Source organism: Paenibacillus sp. FSL W8-0439 (genome assembly GCF_038008995.1).
Classification (GTDB): Bacteria; Bacillota; Bacilli; order Paenibacillales; family Paenibacillaceae; genus Paenibacillus; species Paenibacillus polymyxa.
On sequence record NZ_JBBPAK010000001.1, the window covers coordinates 3,398,914 to 3,415,842 of the forward strand.

The 16,929-nt window shown below is 45.5% G+C and carries 18 protein-coding genes; 1 reads left to right on the forward strand and 17 read right to left on the reverse strand.

Translation table 11 applies throughout. The annotated features are described in order from the left end of the window. Positions 1-7: 7 nt before the first annotated feature. Positions 8-238 carry a trp RNA-binding attenuation protein MtrB gene (gene mtrB, locus MKX36_RS14570; RefSeq protein WP_025365133.1) on the reverse strand — a complete coding sequence of 77 codons (231 nt, stop codon included), beginning with the start codon at positions 236-238 and terminating at the stop codon, positions 8-10. Positions 239-394: 156 nt separating this feature from the next. Between mtrB and MKX36_RS14575 the strand changes: the two genes are divergently transcribed. After that, positions 395-568 (forward strand): hypothetical protein, encoded by a 174-nt coding sequence (locus MKX36_RS14575; protein WP_290402700.1) that lies wholly within the window; start codon positions 395-397, stop codon positions 566-568. A gap of 71 nt (positions 569-639) precedes the next feature. Here MKX36_RS14575 and MKX36_RS14580 read toward each other — a convergent pair whose 3' ends face one another. The 16 genes from MKX36_RS14580 to ypeB all read right to left on the reverse strand — a co-directional run bounded on the left by MKX36_RS14580 (position 640) and on the right by ypeB (position 16,688). Further along, positions 640-912 carry an HU family DNA-binding protein gene (locus MKX36_RS14580; protein ID WP_014599981.1) on the reverse strand — a complete coding sequence of 91 codons (273 nt, stop codon included), beginning with the start codon at positions 910-912 and terminating at the stop codon, positions 640-642. A gap of 246 nt (positions 913-1,158) precedes the next feature. After that, positions 1,159-2,145 carry an ABC transporter permease gene (locus MKX36_RS14585; protein ID WP_340864945.1) on the reverse strand — a complete coding sequence of 329 codons (987 nt, stop codon included), beginning with the start codon at positions 2,143-2,145 and terminating at the stop codon, positions 1,159-1,161. Beyond that, entirely contained in the window at positions 2,142-3,659 is a 1,518-nt protein-coding gene (locus tag MKX36_RS14590) for a sugar ABC transporter ATP-binding protein (RefSeq protein WP_340864946.1), read from the reverse strand. Before MKX36_RS14590 ends, MKX36_RS14585 begins: the two co-directional genes overlap by 4 nt. A 73-nt stretch (positions 3,660-3,732) precedes the next feature. After that, positions 3,733-4,848: a sugar ABC transporter substrate-binding protein gene (locus tag MKX36_RS14595; protein ID WP_340864947.1), complete on the reverse strand. Its 1,116-nt coding sequence runs from the start codon at positions 4,846-4,848 to the stop codon at positions 3,733-3,735. A gap of 167 nt (positions 4,849-5,015) precedes the next feature. Next, on the reverse strand, positions 5,016-6,494 hold the full coding sequence (gene spoIVA, locus MKX36_RS14600) for a stage IV sporulation protein A (RefSeq protein WP_017427540.1): 1,479 nt from the start codon (positions 6,492-6,494) through the stop codon (positions 5,016-5,018). 424 nt (positions 6,495-6,918) lie between these two features. Beyond that, positions 6,919-7,269: a 2Fe-2S iron-sulfur cluster-binding protein gene (locus MKX36_RS14605; RefSeq protein ID WP_257125989.1), complete on the reverse strand. Its 351-nt coding sequence runs from the start codon at positions 7,267-7,269 to the stop codon at positions 6,919-6,921. A gap of 42 nt (positions 7,270-7,311) precedes the next feature. Then, positions 7,312-7,962: a hypothetical protein gene (locus MKX36_RS14610; RefSeq protein WP_257125990.1), complete on the reverse strand. Its 651-nt coding sequence runs from the start codon at positions 7,960-7,962 to the stop codon at positions 7,312-7,314. A 178-nt stretch (positions 7,963-8,140) separates the two neighbouring features. Beyond that, the gene (locus MKX36_RS14615; protein WP_016822222.1) at positions 8,141-8,416 is read right to left on the reverse strand and encodes a stage VI sporulation protein F; all 276 of its coding nucleotides are present in this window, start codon (positions 8,414-8,416) and stop codon (positions 8,141-8,143) included. Positions 8,417-8,582: 166 nt separating this feature from the next. Continuing rightward, positions 8,583-9,623 carry an NAD(P)H-dependent glycerol-3-phosphate dehydrogenase gene (locus MKX36_RS14620; RefSeq protein WP_340864948.1) on the reverse strand — a complete coding sequence of 347 codons (1,041 nt, stop codon included), beginning with the start codon at positions 9,621-9,623 and terminating at the stop codon, positions 8,583-8,585. Further along, entirely contained in the window at positions 9,616-10,224 is a 609-nt protein-coding gene (gene plsY / locus MKX36_RS14625; protein ID WP_016822223.1) for a glycerol-3-phosphate 1-O-acyltransferase PlsY, read from the reverse strand. Before plsY ends, MKX36_RS14620 begins: the two co-directional genes overlap by 8 nt. Before the next feature lie 11 nt (positions 10,225-10,235). Next, entirely contained in the window at positions 10,236-11,558 is a 1,323-nt protein-coding gene (der, locus tag MKX36_RS14630) for a ribosome biogenesis GTPase Der (RefSeq protein ID WP_013371698.1), read from the reverse strand. Between the two features lie 147 nt (positions 11,559-11,705). Further along, positions 11,706-12,932, reverse strand: a complete 1,227-nt coding sequence (gene rpsA / locus MKX36_RS14635) for a 30S ribosomal protein S1 (protein WP_013371699.1) — start codon at positions 12,930-12,932, stop codon at positions 11,706-11,708. A gap of 118 nt (positions 12,933-13,050) precedes the next feature. Continuing rightward, a complete protein-coding gene (locus MKX36_RS14640; RefSeq protein WP_016822224.1) occupies positions 13,051-13,644 on the reverse strand; it encodes a lysophospholipid acyltransferase family protein in 594 nt (197 codons plus the stop codon). After that, a complete protein-coding gene (gene cmk / locus MKX36_RS14645) occupies positions 13,641-14,348 on the reverse strand; it encodes a (d)CMP kinase (protein WP_017427536.1) in 708 nt (235 codons plus the stop codon). The genes MKX36_RS14640 and cmk overlap by 4 nt, the downstream gene beginning before the upstream one ends. A 129-nt stretch (positions 14,349-14,477) precedes the next feature. Continuing rightward, positions 14,478-15,137: a flagellar brake protein gene (locus MKX36_RS14650; RefSeq protein ID WP_019687873.1), complete on the reverse strand. Its 660-nt coding sequence runs from the start codon at positions 15,135-15,137 to the stop codon at positions 14,478-14,480. A gap of 165 nt (positions 15,138-15,302) precedes the next feature. Next, complete coding sequence (gene ypeB, locus MKX36_RS14655) at positions 15,303-16,688, reverse strand: germination protein YpeB (RefSeq protein WP_017427535.1); 1,386 nt, start codon at positions 16,686-16,688, stop codon at positions 15,303-15,305. Between the last annotated feature and the right edge of the window lie 241 nt (positions 16,689-16,929).

Here is a 16,929-nt window from a genome sequence, read left to right on the forward strand (position 1 = left end):
CTGCATTTTACTCCTCCGTATCTACAACCCCGTGCTTGGTCATCACCACGGCCTTGCCGCGTATTTTGATGGCAGAAGTATGATCCGTAAATTGGACGATCAGTATCTCACCCTTGTCCAATTTTTCTGAATGATGCAGGCGTGTATCCTGACCTCTGGTCAGACCAAAAACCTGACATCCGTTGCTTTTTGCTTTAATTACGACGTACTCACTGCTGCCCGTCACGTTATCTTCCATGTCCTTTTCCTCCCTGAGAGCCGAAGCTATATTTTTATGATGGAGATTTAAGCTTGTTTTGTCAACTACCTGCTTCCCACGCTGCCTGCAACAATTAGTGCTTCCTGTGCCATACTATCTGTGCAGTCCCATCTATTAACGAAAGGAACGGATCGGATGGAAAACTATCATCCCGCCAATCTCAGTCCTGCTCAGATTGAACAGCTACAACGGCTGGAACATGAATTTGCCGAGCTGACAGGTGAACCCTTAGTGCTGATCGCTTATGCCTCGCAAAACGGCAGGGCACCTTCCTCTTCTTCAGTCCATAGCACCTCTACCACAAAGTAAATAGGACAAAAAGAAAAGGCCGTGAATCAAATTCACGGTCCTTTCAGCGCATTGGGAATATGTAAGAAATCTTATTTAATTCCGTCTTTGAGCGCTTTACCCGGTTTGAATGCCGGAATTTTGCTCGCAGGGATTTCGATTTCTTCTCCTGTTTGCGGGTTACGTCCTTTACGTGCGGAACGTTCACGAACCTCAAAGTTCCCGAAACCTACCAGTTGTACCTTGTCTCCGTTTTGCAGTGCTCCAGCGATCGCTTCAAATACTGCATCGATTGCTTTGGTTACGTCCTTTTTGGACAATTCAGTGCTCTCAGAAACCTGATTGATCAAATCCGTTTTATTCAACATATTCACCTCCCAATTCAAGTGTAGTCCAGCATTAAGGTTATCGGTGCTCCACCGATAATGAAGTCGCCTGTATAAAATAACCCGGGCGGCATACTGCCTTCCATAATGTTATCATCTGTTTCCGTTTCGTCGTTAAATATACATAGAATATACCTAACCACCGCCATATAGGCCGAAACTGGCGTTTTATGGCACCCTTCTTGCGTGGAACAAGGTTTATAGTAATACAGTCGACAGACAATTTCAAGTACGACGACGGTTCAGTACGTAAAAAGTAACAGCCAGCGCAAGCACCAGCACTACTCCTTTGACAATGTCATGGGCAAAATATTGCACATTCATCATGGTCAGTCCATTAACTAATACGCCGATTAACACCGCACCAATAAATGTACCAATAACATTGGGTTTACCCGCACCAAACACTGAAAAGCCGACGAATACTGCAGCTACTGCCTCCATAAGTAAGGGAGAGCCAGCGTCAATTTGACCCGAGCCTACACGCGAGGCATATAAAATACCGGCAATTGCCGCAAATACGCCTGAAGCGATATAGGCCAGTGTACGGACCTTTTTTACCCGTATACCTGACAGACGAGCAGCCTCCTCATTCCCGCCAGTTACATACATTTGACGCCCGTGCTTTGTGTAGGTCAAGAAAACATGCACCGCTGCCACAGCTAGCAACAGTAAAATAACCGAAATCGGGATACCCAACCATTTACCCTGCCCCAGTAAAAGAAATGCTGGAGATATCTCGCCTGGCGCCTTGCTGCCATCAGGAAACTGCATATGATTGTAGATGGTATAGCCTTGTGCGTATGTTTGGTGAATCCCGCTAACGATATACATAATGGCTAGAGTTGCGAGCAAATCGGGGATACGCAGTTTAATAATCAAAAGTGAATTCAACAGCCCAACCAAAGCTCCAACAATCAGAGATACAATAATAACCACTGCAACAGGCTGTTCATACCAGACCATCAACGAGGCTGAGACGACCGTCGTCAAGGATACCGTTGCACCAACCGACAGGTCAAAACCGTCTACAATAAGTGATAACGTCACACCAATGGCCACGAAAGTAACAATCGCAATGGAGCCAAGAATATCCATCAAATTATCATACGTCCAGAAATAAGGTAATGTGGCTGAGAAAAACGCCACCACACCTATAATGACAACTACAGCACCGTAACGAAACGAGACATTTAACCATTTTCCCTTCATGAATGCACCTCTTCACCACCGCTGGCGTACAACAGAAGCTGTTCCTGTTCGACTTCGCCTCGCGCAAATTCCCTTATTATTTTACCGTCATACATGACTGCTATCCGATCACCAATGCCAATACCTTCAGCAAATTCACAGGTAAGATAAATGATTGCTTTTCCTTGTGCAGCCAATTCTCCGATGATACGGAAAATATCGCTTTTTGCCCCTATATCCACACCCTTGGTTGGCTCGTCAAAAACGAATACATCCGCACCGGAATGAAGCCATTTTCCTATCGCAACCTTTTGCTGATTCCCACCGCTCAAATACTTAACATTCTGGCGCAATGAAGGCGTCTTAATACCAAGAGAGGCGACAACCCCATTACCGTTATTACGTTCTTTATGCCGACTGATGAAACCCAGGACACTCAGCTTGCCCAAGAGCGGAAGACTAAGGTTTCGTTCCACGCTCTCCTCAATCAAGACCCCCTGCTTACGCCGCTCCTCGGGTATGGACACAATTCCTTGAGCTACCGCGTCCGCTGGCTCACGCATACGAATGAAGCGCCCCTTGAAGGTCAGCTCCCCCACATCGGGCTTGTCTGCCCCTGTAAGTAGTCGTGACAACTCCGTCTTGCCCGCACCGACCAAACCCACAATAGAGAGAATTTCACCGCGTCTGACCTGCAAATCAACGCCGTGAACTCGCAATCCCTTACGGAGTCCTTTTGCTTCCAATACCGTTTCACCAATAGGTACCTCTGTTTTCGGAAATTCCTCATCAAATGTTTTCCCAAGCATATACGTGATAATGTCGCCTACATTTAAATCAGAAGCAGGTCCCGAGAACACGCGCTCACCATCACGCATCACCGTAATACGGTCACTGTGCGCGATGACCTCCGGCAATCGGTGCGTAATGAGAATACATGCTACTCCCTCATCCTTGAGGGTATGAATGGTGCGGAACAAACGCCTCGTTTCTTCCTCGCTCAGCGGTGCCGTTGGCTCGTCAAAAATGATAGTATTCGCCCGCTGTGTCAAAATCCGTGCGATGAGTACAAGTTGCTTTTCTGCCAACGTCAATTCTGACACGTATCGTCGTACATCTATATCAACCTCCAGACGCACTAATGCCTCACGTGCTCGCCTGCGCATGGACGCTGGTGCAGCCCACCATCGACCATCAGGTGCAGACAAATCGTCCATTACAATATTTTCAGCGACGGTTAACTGAGGCACAAGTGCCGAATCGACTTCTTGATACACGCAGTGAATTCCGGCTCTTTTGGCTTCCCACGGTGAACGAATAATCAGCTCCTTGCCATCCACAACGATCGCTCCCTGATCGAAACGATAAGCACCTGACAAGATTTTCATTAATGTGCTCTTCCCTGCCCCGTTGGCACCTAGCAGAGCGTGAATTTCGCCACCCTGCACCGTAAAATCCACGGCTCTCAGCGCATCTACACCAGCAAACCGTTTGCTGATCTTCTTCATCTCCAATGTATATACTTGTGTACTCATGAATGTCCCCTCACTCCCGCTTATGATAAAAGCGCGCCGAAGCGCGCCTTTGCATTTGCGTTATGCATCCATTTTATTTGGACGTTTCATATTCCTTCATCCAATCCTTGTAGCCCTGCTCACTCTTGCCCCATCCTTTCACAAATTGAGACAACTCGGATGTGGAAATTTGCTTATCTGGTAACTCTTCGCGCTGTACATATACTGCCTTCAGCACAACTTTCTCCTCAGGGTTATCCCCATGCAACTTCTGGTATGCATAGCGCACTTGTACGCGCCCGATATCTGTTGGATCTACGGCTGCTGAAGCCACCCACGGGTTTTTCGGGTCCTGAATCATTTGCAAATCTTCATCACTCATATCAATCCCATAAACTTTAATTTCCGTACGCCCAGCTTGTTGTATCGCACGAGCTGCACCTTTGGCAAATTCATCCCAAGCCGCCCACACTGCTGTAATTTCACCCTTAGGATATTGCTTTAGCACTGCTTCCATTTTGGCTTGCGTATCCAAAGCAGGATTCTGAGCCGAACCAAAAGTTGCAATCTCTTTAATATCTGGATTGGCTTTCAAAAATGCGTCATAAGCAACCTGACGGCGCTCCATTGGCGCAAACCCAGCAACCCATACCTTCACAATGTTTCCTTTGCCACCGATGTCCTTTTTCATTTGCTCAAGCGTCAGCTCTGCCATGCTTTGATCATCCTGTGAAAGCACTACCGCACCCGGAACATTGACCGCGGCATCGAACACGATAACCGGAATATTGCGGGAAATTGCTTTTTTAAGTCCTGGCTCCAGCAATGCGTCACCGTGGTCAGTCAAAATAACATCAAACTGCTGGTTAATCGCACTATCTAGCAAAGAAGCCATTTTAGCCTTATCGTTATTGGCAACAAACTTGGTCAGCGTACCGCCAAATTTCTTAGCCTCATCTTCCACACCTTGAACATACTGCTGCGAAAACGTACCTGTATTAAACTCCATGATCAAAGCAACTCGTTTACCCTTTAGATTCGAACTATCTGTTTTTCCGTCTCCTGTACTCGTTCCTGCAGTGCTTGTCCCTTGAGCGCCGTTCTCTGTTTTCGGCGCGCCACATGCTGTGACCAGTATAATCAGCACTAGTAGCATGATGGCTCCGAGCCCTAGCTTCTTGTTTTTTTGGAGCCCTTTTTGGATATACATGATTTGTTTCCCCCTCGTTCGATCCACTAATATGTTTCAAATTTGATACTTAATATATCGCGTTAAACCAAGTATGTAAATAGGTTTTATTAAATATAAAAAAATACCGCAAAGAGCAGTCAGCTCTCTACGGTATCCCCCTTACATATTTTGGTTATGGCTTAGCCTTAAAGAATGATAGCAATAAGACCACCAGAACCTTCGTTAATAATGCGACCCAGTGTTTCTTGAAGCTTGTAGCGTGCATTGTCCGGCATCATGGCAATCTTGCCTTGAATACCTTCACGCACAATAGAATGCAGCGAACGTCCGAAAATGTCAGATTCCCAGATTTTGATTGGATCATTCTCAAAATCCTGCATCAGGTAGCGTACGAGCTCCTCACTTTGCTTCTCTGTTCCGATAATCGGAGCAAATTCCGATTCCACATCGACACGAATCATGTGAATGGAAGGGGCTGTCGCTTTAAGCCTCACGCCAAATCTTGTACCTTGTCGAATCAACTGCGGTTCGTCTAGTGCCATCTCGGCCAGTGACGGAGCTGCAATACCATAACCTGTTGTCTTGACCATTTCCAGAGCCTCGGCAAAGCGGTCATATTCACGTTTAGCGTGGGCAAAATCCTGCATCATTTGTAGCAAATGATCCTTGCCGCGAATCTCTACCCCAACGACTTCAACCAAAATCTGGTCATACAGCTCATCAGGCGCATACAAATCAATTTCCGCTACGCCCTGCCCCATATTCATACCGCTTAATCCGGCTCTATCGATGAACTCATACTCCATAAACTGGCTGACCACCCGATCTACATCACGCAGGCGTCGAATATCTTTAACCGTATCACGAACGGAATTTTCATAGTTGCTACGCAGCCAGTGATTTTCGTTCAATACCATAACCCAGCTCGGCAGGTTCACATTCACCTCATGCACCGGGAATTCATACAATACTTCACGAAGTACACCCGTAACATCATCTTCCGTCATGGTCGCCGCGCTGAGTGTCATGACTGGAATATCATACTTGGCAGCCAGTTCACTGCGAAGTTGGAGTGTTTCATCACTGCGTGGATGCGTGGAGTTGATAACCAGAACAAATGGCTTGCCAACTTCCTTCAACTCTTCAATGACGCGTTCCTCCGACTCTACATAAGAGCTACGCGGGATTTCAGCAATGGTGCCGTCTGTGGTGACTACCACACCGAGTGTCGAATGTTCTTGAATAACCTTACGTGTACCGATTTCTGCAGCTTCCTGAAAAGGAATGGGTTCTTCAAACCATGGTGTAGAGATCATCCTTGGACCATTTTCATCCTCGTAGCCTTTTGCACCTTCTACTGCATATCCCACACAGTCAACCAGACGTACATTCACGTCCAGTCCTTCCGTTACTTTGATCTGGACGGCATTATTCGGTACGAATTTAGGTTCCGTCGTCATGATCGTCTTCCCTGCCGCACTTTGCGGCAACTCGTCTACGGCGCGGGCACGGTCCGCCTCACTCGTAATGTTGGGCAGTACAATCGTTTCCATAAACCGCTTGATAAACGTTGATTTTCCTGTTCGGACTGCGCCGACGACCCCAAGATAGATGTCTCCTCCGGTGCGTTCGGCAATGTCTTTAAAAATGTCCACTTTCTCCAATGAAATCCCCTCCTCAAAAGTCTCCGAAGGAAAAATGCTTAAAGAGCATCCGCTTCGTGTTCAACCAACTGCTTGATCCCAGATGCGGCAGAACAGCCTTTAAAATGCCCGGAAGTCGTCCGCCGCCGAGATTCAGGAGACTGATGGAATCGGCGAAACGGCGTAAACTCGTACATGCATTTGGACTGATACCATCATATGTATCCCCTCCGTAAAATATGTTTAGTTTTTTTAAAATAGATTACGTCACAGCGATCATTGCAGAAACGATATTTTACGTTTGGGTCCACTCACCTAATATATGCGCAGCAAGATTTCCACATGACTTTGTTGCTAGACCTAAATAAAAAAAGGATATGTCTCTGACCGGTTCTAGCCGTCGAGAAATATCCTTTGTTTTTTGTTCTAATTATTAAAATCGATATTACCACAGTTCGTCATCCAGTGCCTGACGCTCCAGTTGCCGCCTAATAGCTGCCTTGAGTCTATCCTCCGGTATGGTTACCTCTACATCACCTTGAGCGCGGGCCTGACAGGATAAACGTATTCCTTCATTCAGTAAAGGTCCCAGCTTACGCCGCTCTGCATCGTTAGGACGACCTGCGAGCTCAGCCCGTTCCGGTGCTATCTCTACCTTACACATCAGACAGGCTGCTTTTCCATCACAACGTGTGGGAATGTATACACCTGCTTTACGGGCAGCCTGGAGCAATGACGTGCCCTGACCGACTTGTACGCGCTTGCCTGACGGCTTGAACGTAATCTGCACATTCATGAACGGTCCTCCATTCACCTTTTCTCTTAATACGCACGCAACCTATATTTCATTACTCATCCCGATTAAGGAGTGAAGTTCTGGCCAAGGGAGAAGCTCTATAAGCTTGCCCAACTGCTCCTTATTCCAAATGTTACGGACCAATAGCTGTGTTAGTATCCCTATGTGTTGTTGTGGGTCTCGCTTCATGACATCTGCAATCGCTTGATAGCGGTCAGGACGATTTCGCAACAGATTGAATAGCAACTCGTGACTGAGAGGCATCAAACGCAATGATGTATTTTCCAGATCAAGCTGAATCCCAGCCGACCAGAGTAGCCACTCGACCTCTAAGCGATATAAAGCTCCATCACATAAAACCTCAAATCCTCCCACCAATTCGACTGGAAATCCCTCCAGCTCATAGTGGCTTAGCAAAGAAACGTAAGATCCGCTACGGTCAACCTGCTGTTGATCTATACTCACACCTGGCGAGTGCGCGTGTAATAGCTTTGCGGCATGAATATCCGCATAAATATCAATGTCCCGAGGCAGACGATCCAGTTCAACTTCTTGCACAAGTAGTGCACAGCTTCCCCCCAGCATCCACGGAACCGACACCGCTGACCAGCTCTCAGTCAAGCTACCCAGCGCAACTGCCAGATCGTGAGGAAGCCTGTCCACTAACACTGATGATATTGCCTCCTTCAACATCGTTTCCTCCTTTGCTGTCTTTCCACCCGTTTCCTGATGGGCATCATTATAACATGTTCGACATGGCAGTTCGACATTTTGTGTACTGAAAAAGCACTTTACTGCCTCAAAATATAAAAAAAACCGCGAACCTTCCCGGTTCACGGTGAATAAAACGAACCATCATACGGCCAGTGTTTTATTTTTTCATCATCATTTTCATTAACGCTTCCATATTGGAAGGATTCATTCCACTCTTTTTGACGGCTCCGACAATATCCCTGACTGTATCTTCCGATACCGGAATGTTAGCCATCGCAGACACCTGTTTTATAAGCTGACGCAACTGCGCTTCACTTTGAAGCGTGTCCGGCTTTACCGTGCCTGCCAGCTTTTTCACTGCATTTTCGGATATGTTTTTGCCGCCTTTTTTGTTAATGGCCTTCAATGCATCTTTCGGAAAGTTTTTACTCACAATCTCCCCTCCTCCGCCATTGCTCAACTCAGTCTATGAGTGACGGAGACAAAAGGTGATTAAGCATACAAAAGACATGCCAAACGCCTAACTAAAAAAGGCTATCTCATCGTAGAAAGATCTACTCATGAGACAACCTTTATACTTTAGAAGCTCCTCTGTACTCTTATGAATGCCATTGCTCCCAAGTTTGAAGCGGCATGACTTCCATCTCGGTTTTCGGATCGCGACCCATTAATGCCTCAACGGCTTTGCGGACGTCACGTCCTTCAAACAGCACTCCATACAACACCTCTGTAATAGGCATTTGCACACCCAATTTTTGTGAGATAGCGTATGCTGCTTTTGTCGTACGAATCCCCTCTACGACCATTCCCATAGATTCCAGTACGGCATCAAGCTGTTGGCCCTGTCCCAATAATGAACCTGCACGCCAGTTGCGGCTGTGACGACTCGTTGCAGTCACAACTAAATCGCCTATACCAGCGAGTCCGGCAAAGGTTAATGGATTAGCCCCCATCTCAACTCCGGCACGGGTAATCTCAGCCAATCCACGGGTCAACAAAGCCGCTTTGGCATTATCACCGAAGCCAAGTCCATCCGACATTCCCGCGCCCAGTGCAATAATATTTTTTAAAGCACCGGACAGTTCTACACCGAGTAAATCACGGTTTGTATAGACGCGGAAATAGGAGTTCATGAACAGCCCCTGGGCCGCCTGAGCAGCCTTCTCATTGGAAGAAGCTACAACAACCGTTGTAGGACATTTCTTCACCACTTCCTCCGCATGACTCGGGCCTGACAGCACGGCAATATCATCCTCCGCGATTTCCAGCTCTTCCGAGATCACCGTGGACATACGCTTGAGTGTCTCTGTTTCAAAACCCTTAATGGCATGTACTACCAGTATATCCTTGGTGAAATGAGCCTTCAGACTACGTGCAACATGCCGAGCGGCAGACGAAGGAGATACGATGATCACCGCTTTAGCTCCAGATACCGCAGTCTGCATATCCGTTGTAGCTGAAATGCGATCAGACAAAATAGAGCCTGGTAAATAATGCTCATTCGTATGCTTCTCATTGATCTCAGCAGCTTGTTGTTCGCTTCTCGTCCAGACAGAGACATCGTTGTTATTGGTCGCAAGTACGGAAGCTAAGGCTGTTCCCCAACTCCCTGCCACCAGCACAGCTATTTTCTCAGACAAGACGATCTCCTCCTTTGGAGCCAAGCTTATTCTCATTTCCCCGTGCCAACTTGACTATGTTAGTACGGTGTCTCCACACAGCGAACAGGCAAATGATTAGAGCCGTCCAAAATAACGGCCAAGCAAAACCAAGTACGAGTAATATCCAAGGGGTCAAAATGACAAAAATTAGTGATCCCAGGGATACATAACGCGTTATTACGATGGCAAGTATCGCAATGATTCCGGCATATAATGCCGGCAGCAAGGCAAGAGATGCCAATACACCAATGGCAGTCGCAATCCCTTTGCCTCCGCGAAAGTGAAAATATACCGGCCAGTTATGGCCCGCAATCGCCGCAATGCCACACAAACCCGGTAACCAGGATGATTCTCCACCCAACCAGTGCCCTATCAGCACCGCAATAACCCCTTTAAGTACGTCCAGCAGCAGTACCAGAATAGCTGGGCCTTTTCCAAGCACGCGCAGCGTATTCGTCGCACCGGCATTGCCGCTTCCATGCTGGCGAATGTCGATTCCTTTTAATTTTCCATACAGCAAACTAAAGCTGACAGAGCCAAGCAAGTAACTGAGTACGATGGCAACGATCTGTAAAATCAACCTATTCGCTCCTAACTTTCGTCAGACTTGCGCCGTGTAAATATTCGAATTGGAGTTCCTTCAAAATTAAAGGCGGCGCGAATTTTGTTCTCCAGATAACGCTCATAAGAGAAGTGCATTATCTCTGGATCATTTACGAATACAACCATCGTAGGCGGTTTAACAGCAACCTGAGTCACATAGTTAATACGCAGACGACGGCCCTTGTCTGTTGGCGGTGGATTGATGGCAACCGCATCGGAAATGACATCGTTCAGCAGATGTGTCTGAATACGCATGACATGCTGCTGTGCCACATGCTGTACAACTGGAAGCAACTTTTGCAGACGTTGCTTTGTCTTTGCAGACAAGAACACAATCGGAGCATAGGTCATGAACAGAAAGTGATCACGGATTTTAGTCTCAAACTGATGCATCGTTTTATCGTCTTTATCTACGACATCCCATTTATTAACGACAAACAACGAGGCTTTACCCGCTTCATAAGCATAGCCAGCAATGTGTTTATCCTGCTCAATGATGCCTTCCTCGCCGTTAATAACGACCAGTACAACATCTGCACGCTCAATCGCACGCATCGCACGCATTACACTATATTTTTCTGTCGTTTCGTATACTTTACCACGTTTACGCATACCTGCCGTATCAATCAGTACATACTTTTGACCGTCTTTTTCAAAAGGCGTGTCAATTGCATCACGCGTTGTACCTGCAATGTCACTAACGATAACCCGTTCTTCTCCTAGAATGGCATTAACGAGTGAAGATTTACCTACATTCGGACGTCCGATCAAAGCGACACGTATAACGTCTTCATCATAATGATCTTCTTCTAGTTCAGGTAAATTGGACGTAATTGCATCCAACAGATCACCGATCCCTGTACCATGACTACCAGAAACAGCAATTGGATCACCAAATCCATAAGAATAAAACTCATAGATCAGATCAGCGCGACTGAGGTTGTCCACCTTGTTTACTGCTACGATGATCGGTTTACCCGAACGATACAGCATTTGAGCTACCTCTTCATCCGCTTGCGTTATTCCTGCTTTTGCATCGCTCATGAATACAATAACATCTGCTTCTTCTATTGCGAGTTCGGCCTGCATACGGATGGACTTCAAAATAACATCCTCACCATCAATCTCAATGCCGCCGGTGTCAATAATACTGAAGGATTTACCATTCCACTCCGATATACCGTAAATACGGTCACGAGTGATTCCCGGTTTATCTTCCACGATGGACAGACGATCCCCGATAATCCGATTAAAAATCGTGGACTTACCCACATTCGGACGACCAACGATAGCCACAACGGGTCTTGCCATAAATTCACTCCTCCTGTCAATTCTTCCGCTATCATCATAGCAAAAAACATACCTATTGGCGATATAGTGACGTAACAACAATCGGCGAACCCTCTGGGTCCGCCGATGGTGTACGTTATGCTTATTATAAAATGTATTGATTTAAACTCATTTAAATTTGTTCAGCTTATCGCCAAAACGCTCGCCAAGCGTAATGCTCAGTCCGGAGTTGTTGAGGGAAACGTTAGGATTATTCAGTTCCTCACGAGGTGCGCGAGATGCACGTGGTGCTCTTTCTGCTTTTGGAGCAGCTTCAGGAGCTTCCTCAGTTTCTTTAATGCTCAGGCTAACACGTTTTTCGGAAGGATTCATTTCAAGAATTTTAACTTTAACTTCTTGTCCTTCTTCCAGAACTTCTTGTGGAGTTCCAATGTGTTTGTGGGAAATTTGAGAAATATGAACCAAACCTTCCACACCAGGAGCGATTTCAACGAATGCACCGAAGTTAACCAGACGTTTAACAACACCAGTTACGATGTCATTGTTATTGAATTGTCCAGCAGCCGATTCCCAAGGACCAGGCTGTGCAGCTTTCATGCTCAGGCTGATTTTTCCTTTTTCAGGATCTACTTTCAAGACTTTCACTTTCACTTGATCTCCTTCGGAAACAGCATCAGAAGGCTTATCAACATGAGTCCAAGCAATTTCAGATACGTGAACCAGACCATCTACTCCGCCAACATCTACGAAAGCACCAAACTGAGTAAGACGTTGAACCGTACCAACGATTTCTTGTCCTTCTTTCAGCTCAGCCATTACTTTAAGCTTGTTAGCTTCAAATTCTGCTTCCAGAACGTCTTTTTGGGAAAGGATCACTTTGTTGTTTTCACGATCCAGTTCTTTTACAACAACACGCAATGTGCGGCCTTTGTAATCACTGAAATCTTCAACAAAATGGCGTTCTACCATGGATGCAGGGATGAATCCTCGCAGACCCACGTCTACTACGATGCCGCCTTTAACAACATCATTCACAACAACTTCAAATACTTCTTTGCTTTCGAACAGTTGCTCCAACTTTTCCCAAGCATTTTCACTGTCGATTGCACGTTTGGACAGAACAAGTTTTTCCTTGCCGTCGTCGATGCTGATAATTCTAGCTTCAACTTCTTGGCCTACTTGTACTGCTTCTTCTGCATTGTCCAGACCAGAAGACAATTCGCGAATTGGAATAACTCCATCGTATTTATATCCAATGCTTACTACCGCTTGGTTATCTTCCAATTTCACAATTGTACCCTTAACGGTGTCACCTTTTTTCAGGGAAACGATTTGATCGAGCTCGTCTTGATTTGCCGCTTCAGCAGCTTCTTGATTTTTAATTTCTTCCGACATGTCAATACCCTCCTCAATTCAAAAAAACCATTTATTTAAACCTGCGCATAGCAGAGTTCAAAACAAAATACATTTTTGTTCTAGTTTTCCAAGCTTAGACACAATTCATGCAAGCCGTTCAATCATTCGTAGGCTTACCCGTTTCCTTCATTGTGCGAATACGTGACATAATTGCTTCTGTTGCCAGTTCAAGAGGATCTCCTTCGACATCGGTACCCTTTTGGTAAGCGTCCAAATTAACAGGTTTACCGTATATCACTTTCGTTTTACGGAAAAGCTTGTAATCACCAATAATGGCGACCGGAACGGCAGCCGCTCCACTACGCAGTGCAAAACTGGCAGCACCCTTTTTACCAATTCCCCCAGCTCCTCTGGAGCCTTCGGGAAAAATCCCCATAACCTTACCTTCACGCAAAATGTTCAATGCCAGCTTAATGGATTCCTTACTCACACCACCACGTTTAACTGGAAAAGCTCCCAGTTTGTCGATCAGTGGTCCCAGTACAGGAACATTAAACAGCTCTGCTTTGGCCATAAAGTGAACCTTTCGCTTCAGCAAAATGCCAACTGTAGGAGGGTCAAGATTACTAATATGATTAGAACACAACAGCACTCCACCCTCAGCAGGAACATTTTCCCTGCCTACCGCCTCAAGCCTGAACAGAACGCGGTAAATGAGACGCAAAATACTGGCGCATACAGTATATATCATTGGCTGATCTCTCCATCCTTCTCCGTTAAGCAATAAGATACGATCGTATCTACGACATCCTGGATGCCCATATGAGTCGTATCAAGCACGATGGCGTCCTCACTGCAACGAAGCGGGGATACCTCCCTCTCCTCATCAAACTTATCACGTGCCGCAATGTCACGTTCAAGCTGTTCCAGAGTGATATCATCAGTTTCGCTCAGTTCTTTAAAACGACGTGAGGCACGTTCCTGAACACTTGCGGTCATGAACACTTTGACTTCCGCATCGGGAAGCACAGTTGTTCCAATATCGCGTCCGTCCATGACGACACCTTTACGCGCAGCCATTTCACGCTGGTATTCGGTCAAGCGTGTACGTAAACCAGCAATACTCGAATACTGTGACACATTGCTAGTCACTTCCATCGAACGAATCACAGTGGTTACATCTTCCCCGTTACAATAAACCTTTTGGCCTGTGGGGTCCGGTACTAATTCAATCACCAGCTCAGGTACATGCTGAAGCACTTTTTGTACATTTTCTGCAGGAATTTCTTTGCACATCATGTACCATGTTGCTGCTCGATACATGGCTCCGGTATCTACATATACATAGGAAAGTGCTTTCGCCACCAAGCGGGCCACTGTACTTTTCCCTGCGCCAGCAGGTCCATCAATGGCTACATTTATTTTGTTAATTGAAGATGCATGTTGCCTTGCCAACAGGGAATTCCTCCTAACCTAACCTCAAGAAAAAAGCAGGCATTGCCTGCGACGTGAAAATTATACCACACATTTATAGGCGATGCAAAATAAGCGACAGGTTTACTAAAAAAGAAAAGCTTCGGATGTTTACGATTTCCCCCGGAACTCCAACTGTCTTTCAAAACAATATTTAATCAGTTTTTGGCGCTCCTGGTCAGCGATTTTCTCATATTTCAACATAATGAGTTTGCGGCCATTTTCCATCTGCTGAATGCGTACAATTTCGGATTGGAACGGAACATGTTCTTGAGTGCCGTTTTTATATGGAACCAAAATCCAGCAAGACAATGATTCTCCTTCTTCAAGATGATGTGAACCCTGAGTCTGAAAAGATACGCCTCCACCTCCTACATCATGCGTCTCTGCTACAAATCTAGATTCGTTTGCACCATGTTTAACCGCAATTTCCAAGTTGGCCTTTACCCTGAGAAAGTTTCGACGCTGAATTTTGCTGATGCTGTCGGGAGCAGGCTTGTGAATACGAACCATCCGGAGGACGTCTTCTTTAAAGCCTGTAACGTGGGTATTAAAATAGTTTTTAATCCCACCCTCGCTCATAAAAAATATAGACAGTTCTTCCCCAAGAAACAGCTTTTTCAAATGCCCGCTTGTTTGTGACATGGGAATTTCGATTAGAAAGTTCTGTGGGTCCTCTTCCGCAATACGTGACTTATATTCAAAAGATTCCTCCTTCTGATCGGTACCAGCAACTTGTATGTATAACACATCGTTAATTTTCGGAAACAAACGATTCACCATCCTTGTCCATTCAAAACTATAATTAAGGTATATAATACCACGACTTTGTGCCTATATTAAGTATTATATTTGCTAGAACCATGACTAAAGCACAAAAAACCTCCTTAATAAAGGAGGTTTAGAGTGACTATAGATTCATTTTAGTGTAATCAACTAGGCATTACTTGCCGTAACTTGTGGTTCATCTGAATCTTTTACCTGTTCAATCGTTTCTTCCATTCCCGTGTTCGCGTTAATGTAAATTCGATAAATGGAACCGTTGATTTTACCGCCAAATTCATAGCACAGAACTTCATTTGACAGTTCATTTTCAATTAGTGCTTTGCGGTGGTAAGTTTCGCGAAACTCAGGATTCAACTTCGCTCGTGCTTCATTCAAATTCAATTTTGCCTGAGGAATGCGACGGAGGTGACTGTGCTCATAGACATAATCGCTGCATTGGAAACCAATCACTTGTCCGTTATCCAAGCCTGATCTGACTGTGATTTTTTCTGGATAGATAATCACATCCCCTTGTTGGCTTGCAAATGTAATGTTGGCTAAATTCCCGCTTTCATCATATGCTACGGGCTTCATTCCTTTGTAGCCCTTTTGTTCAAGATACTCACTTGCATAGCGAACCGCTTCATTACGAGTTGCTTTTTTAGGACCTACTGTTCTCATGTCATGATAAGAAATGAGTTTGCCGCCCTTTTTCGTAAAATCCATCGTGGCTACAGGCTGTTGCTTATTTAACAGCGTAGCCGTATAAGACGCCCATTCTGTTCCTTTGCCATTTTCGTTCACACGAATCTGACTTTCTGGTTTTCCTGTAAATTCAGCGGCGTTACGCTTAATTTGTCCAGCATCCACCGCCGGGAGACTCAACTTTTTCACTGAGCGCTTATCATAAATGCTCGCAACAGACGGTCCCCAATCCAGTTCTTTGTAGTTCTCTACTTTTTTGTCCACGGTTTTGAAGCCATCAATAATGGTGTTGTCCTTCGGTCCAGTTTGAGAACCGGCCGCCATATCAACATCCATCCAGCGCAAGTTTTTGCTAATGACCTTTTGCTGCACCTCATGCATGTTTTTCGAAATTTCCTTGGAATTGTTATATAACGTTTTTAGATTCGAAATTTCTTTCTCGTTTAAAGGCTCGTGATCCAGATCACGAACAGCGGTCTGATACGAGAATGCAGATAGATGTGACAGCAAATCTTTAGCATGATTAAAAGGCATTACATTGAGAGGCAACTGATTAACCTCGTTTTGGGCTTCACTTGCAATCCTCCACACGTTCATCAAGCATTTGCGATGCATCGCGTGTGAAGTAGTATGGACAGCAACCGCGTTACCGAGTTGGGAATGCAGCTGATCCATATGAAACGACAAATCATGAAATGCACGCTGGTATTGATTTTCCGCTTTAATCGACATGCTATTTGCCTGAGAAGACACCTCTTTTCTCATCTGGTTTTGCTGATAACCCCACACAAATGCTCCTATCATAATCAGGGTAACCACCGGGAACAATACGGCACTAAGTCGTTTATACATATTGGGAGTCTCCTTTCTTCAAATACACTACCGATAGTGTGACAAGAAGAAAGCTCTCTTATGCATGGTTTTCCATGACTTCAACAATAAACTCACAGTTATCGCAAATACAGCGTTTAAAGCCGGTCTGAATCTGTCCTTGCTCCATTCGCCCTCTCAGTACAAAGCGTTCTCCGCATCTTTTACAATGAATTCTTACTTTTATACGCAAAAAAGACACCTCTTTCTCTAACAGGTTTGT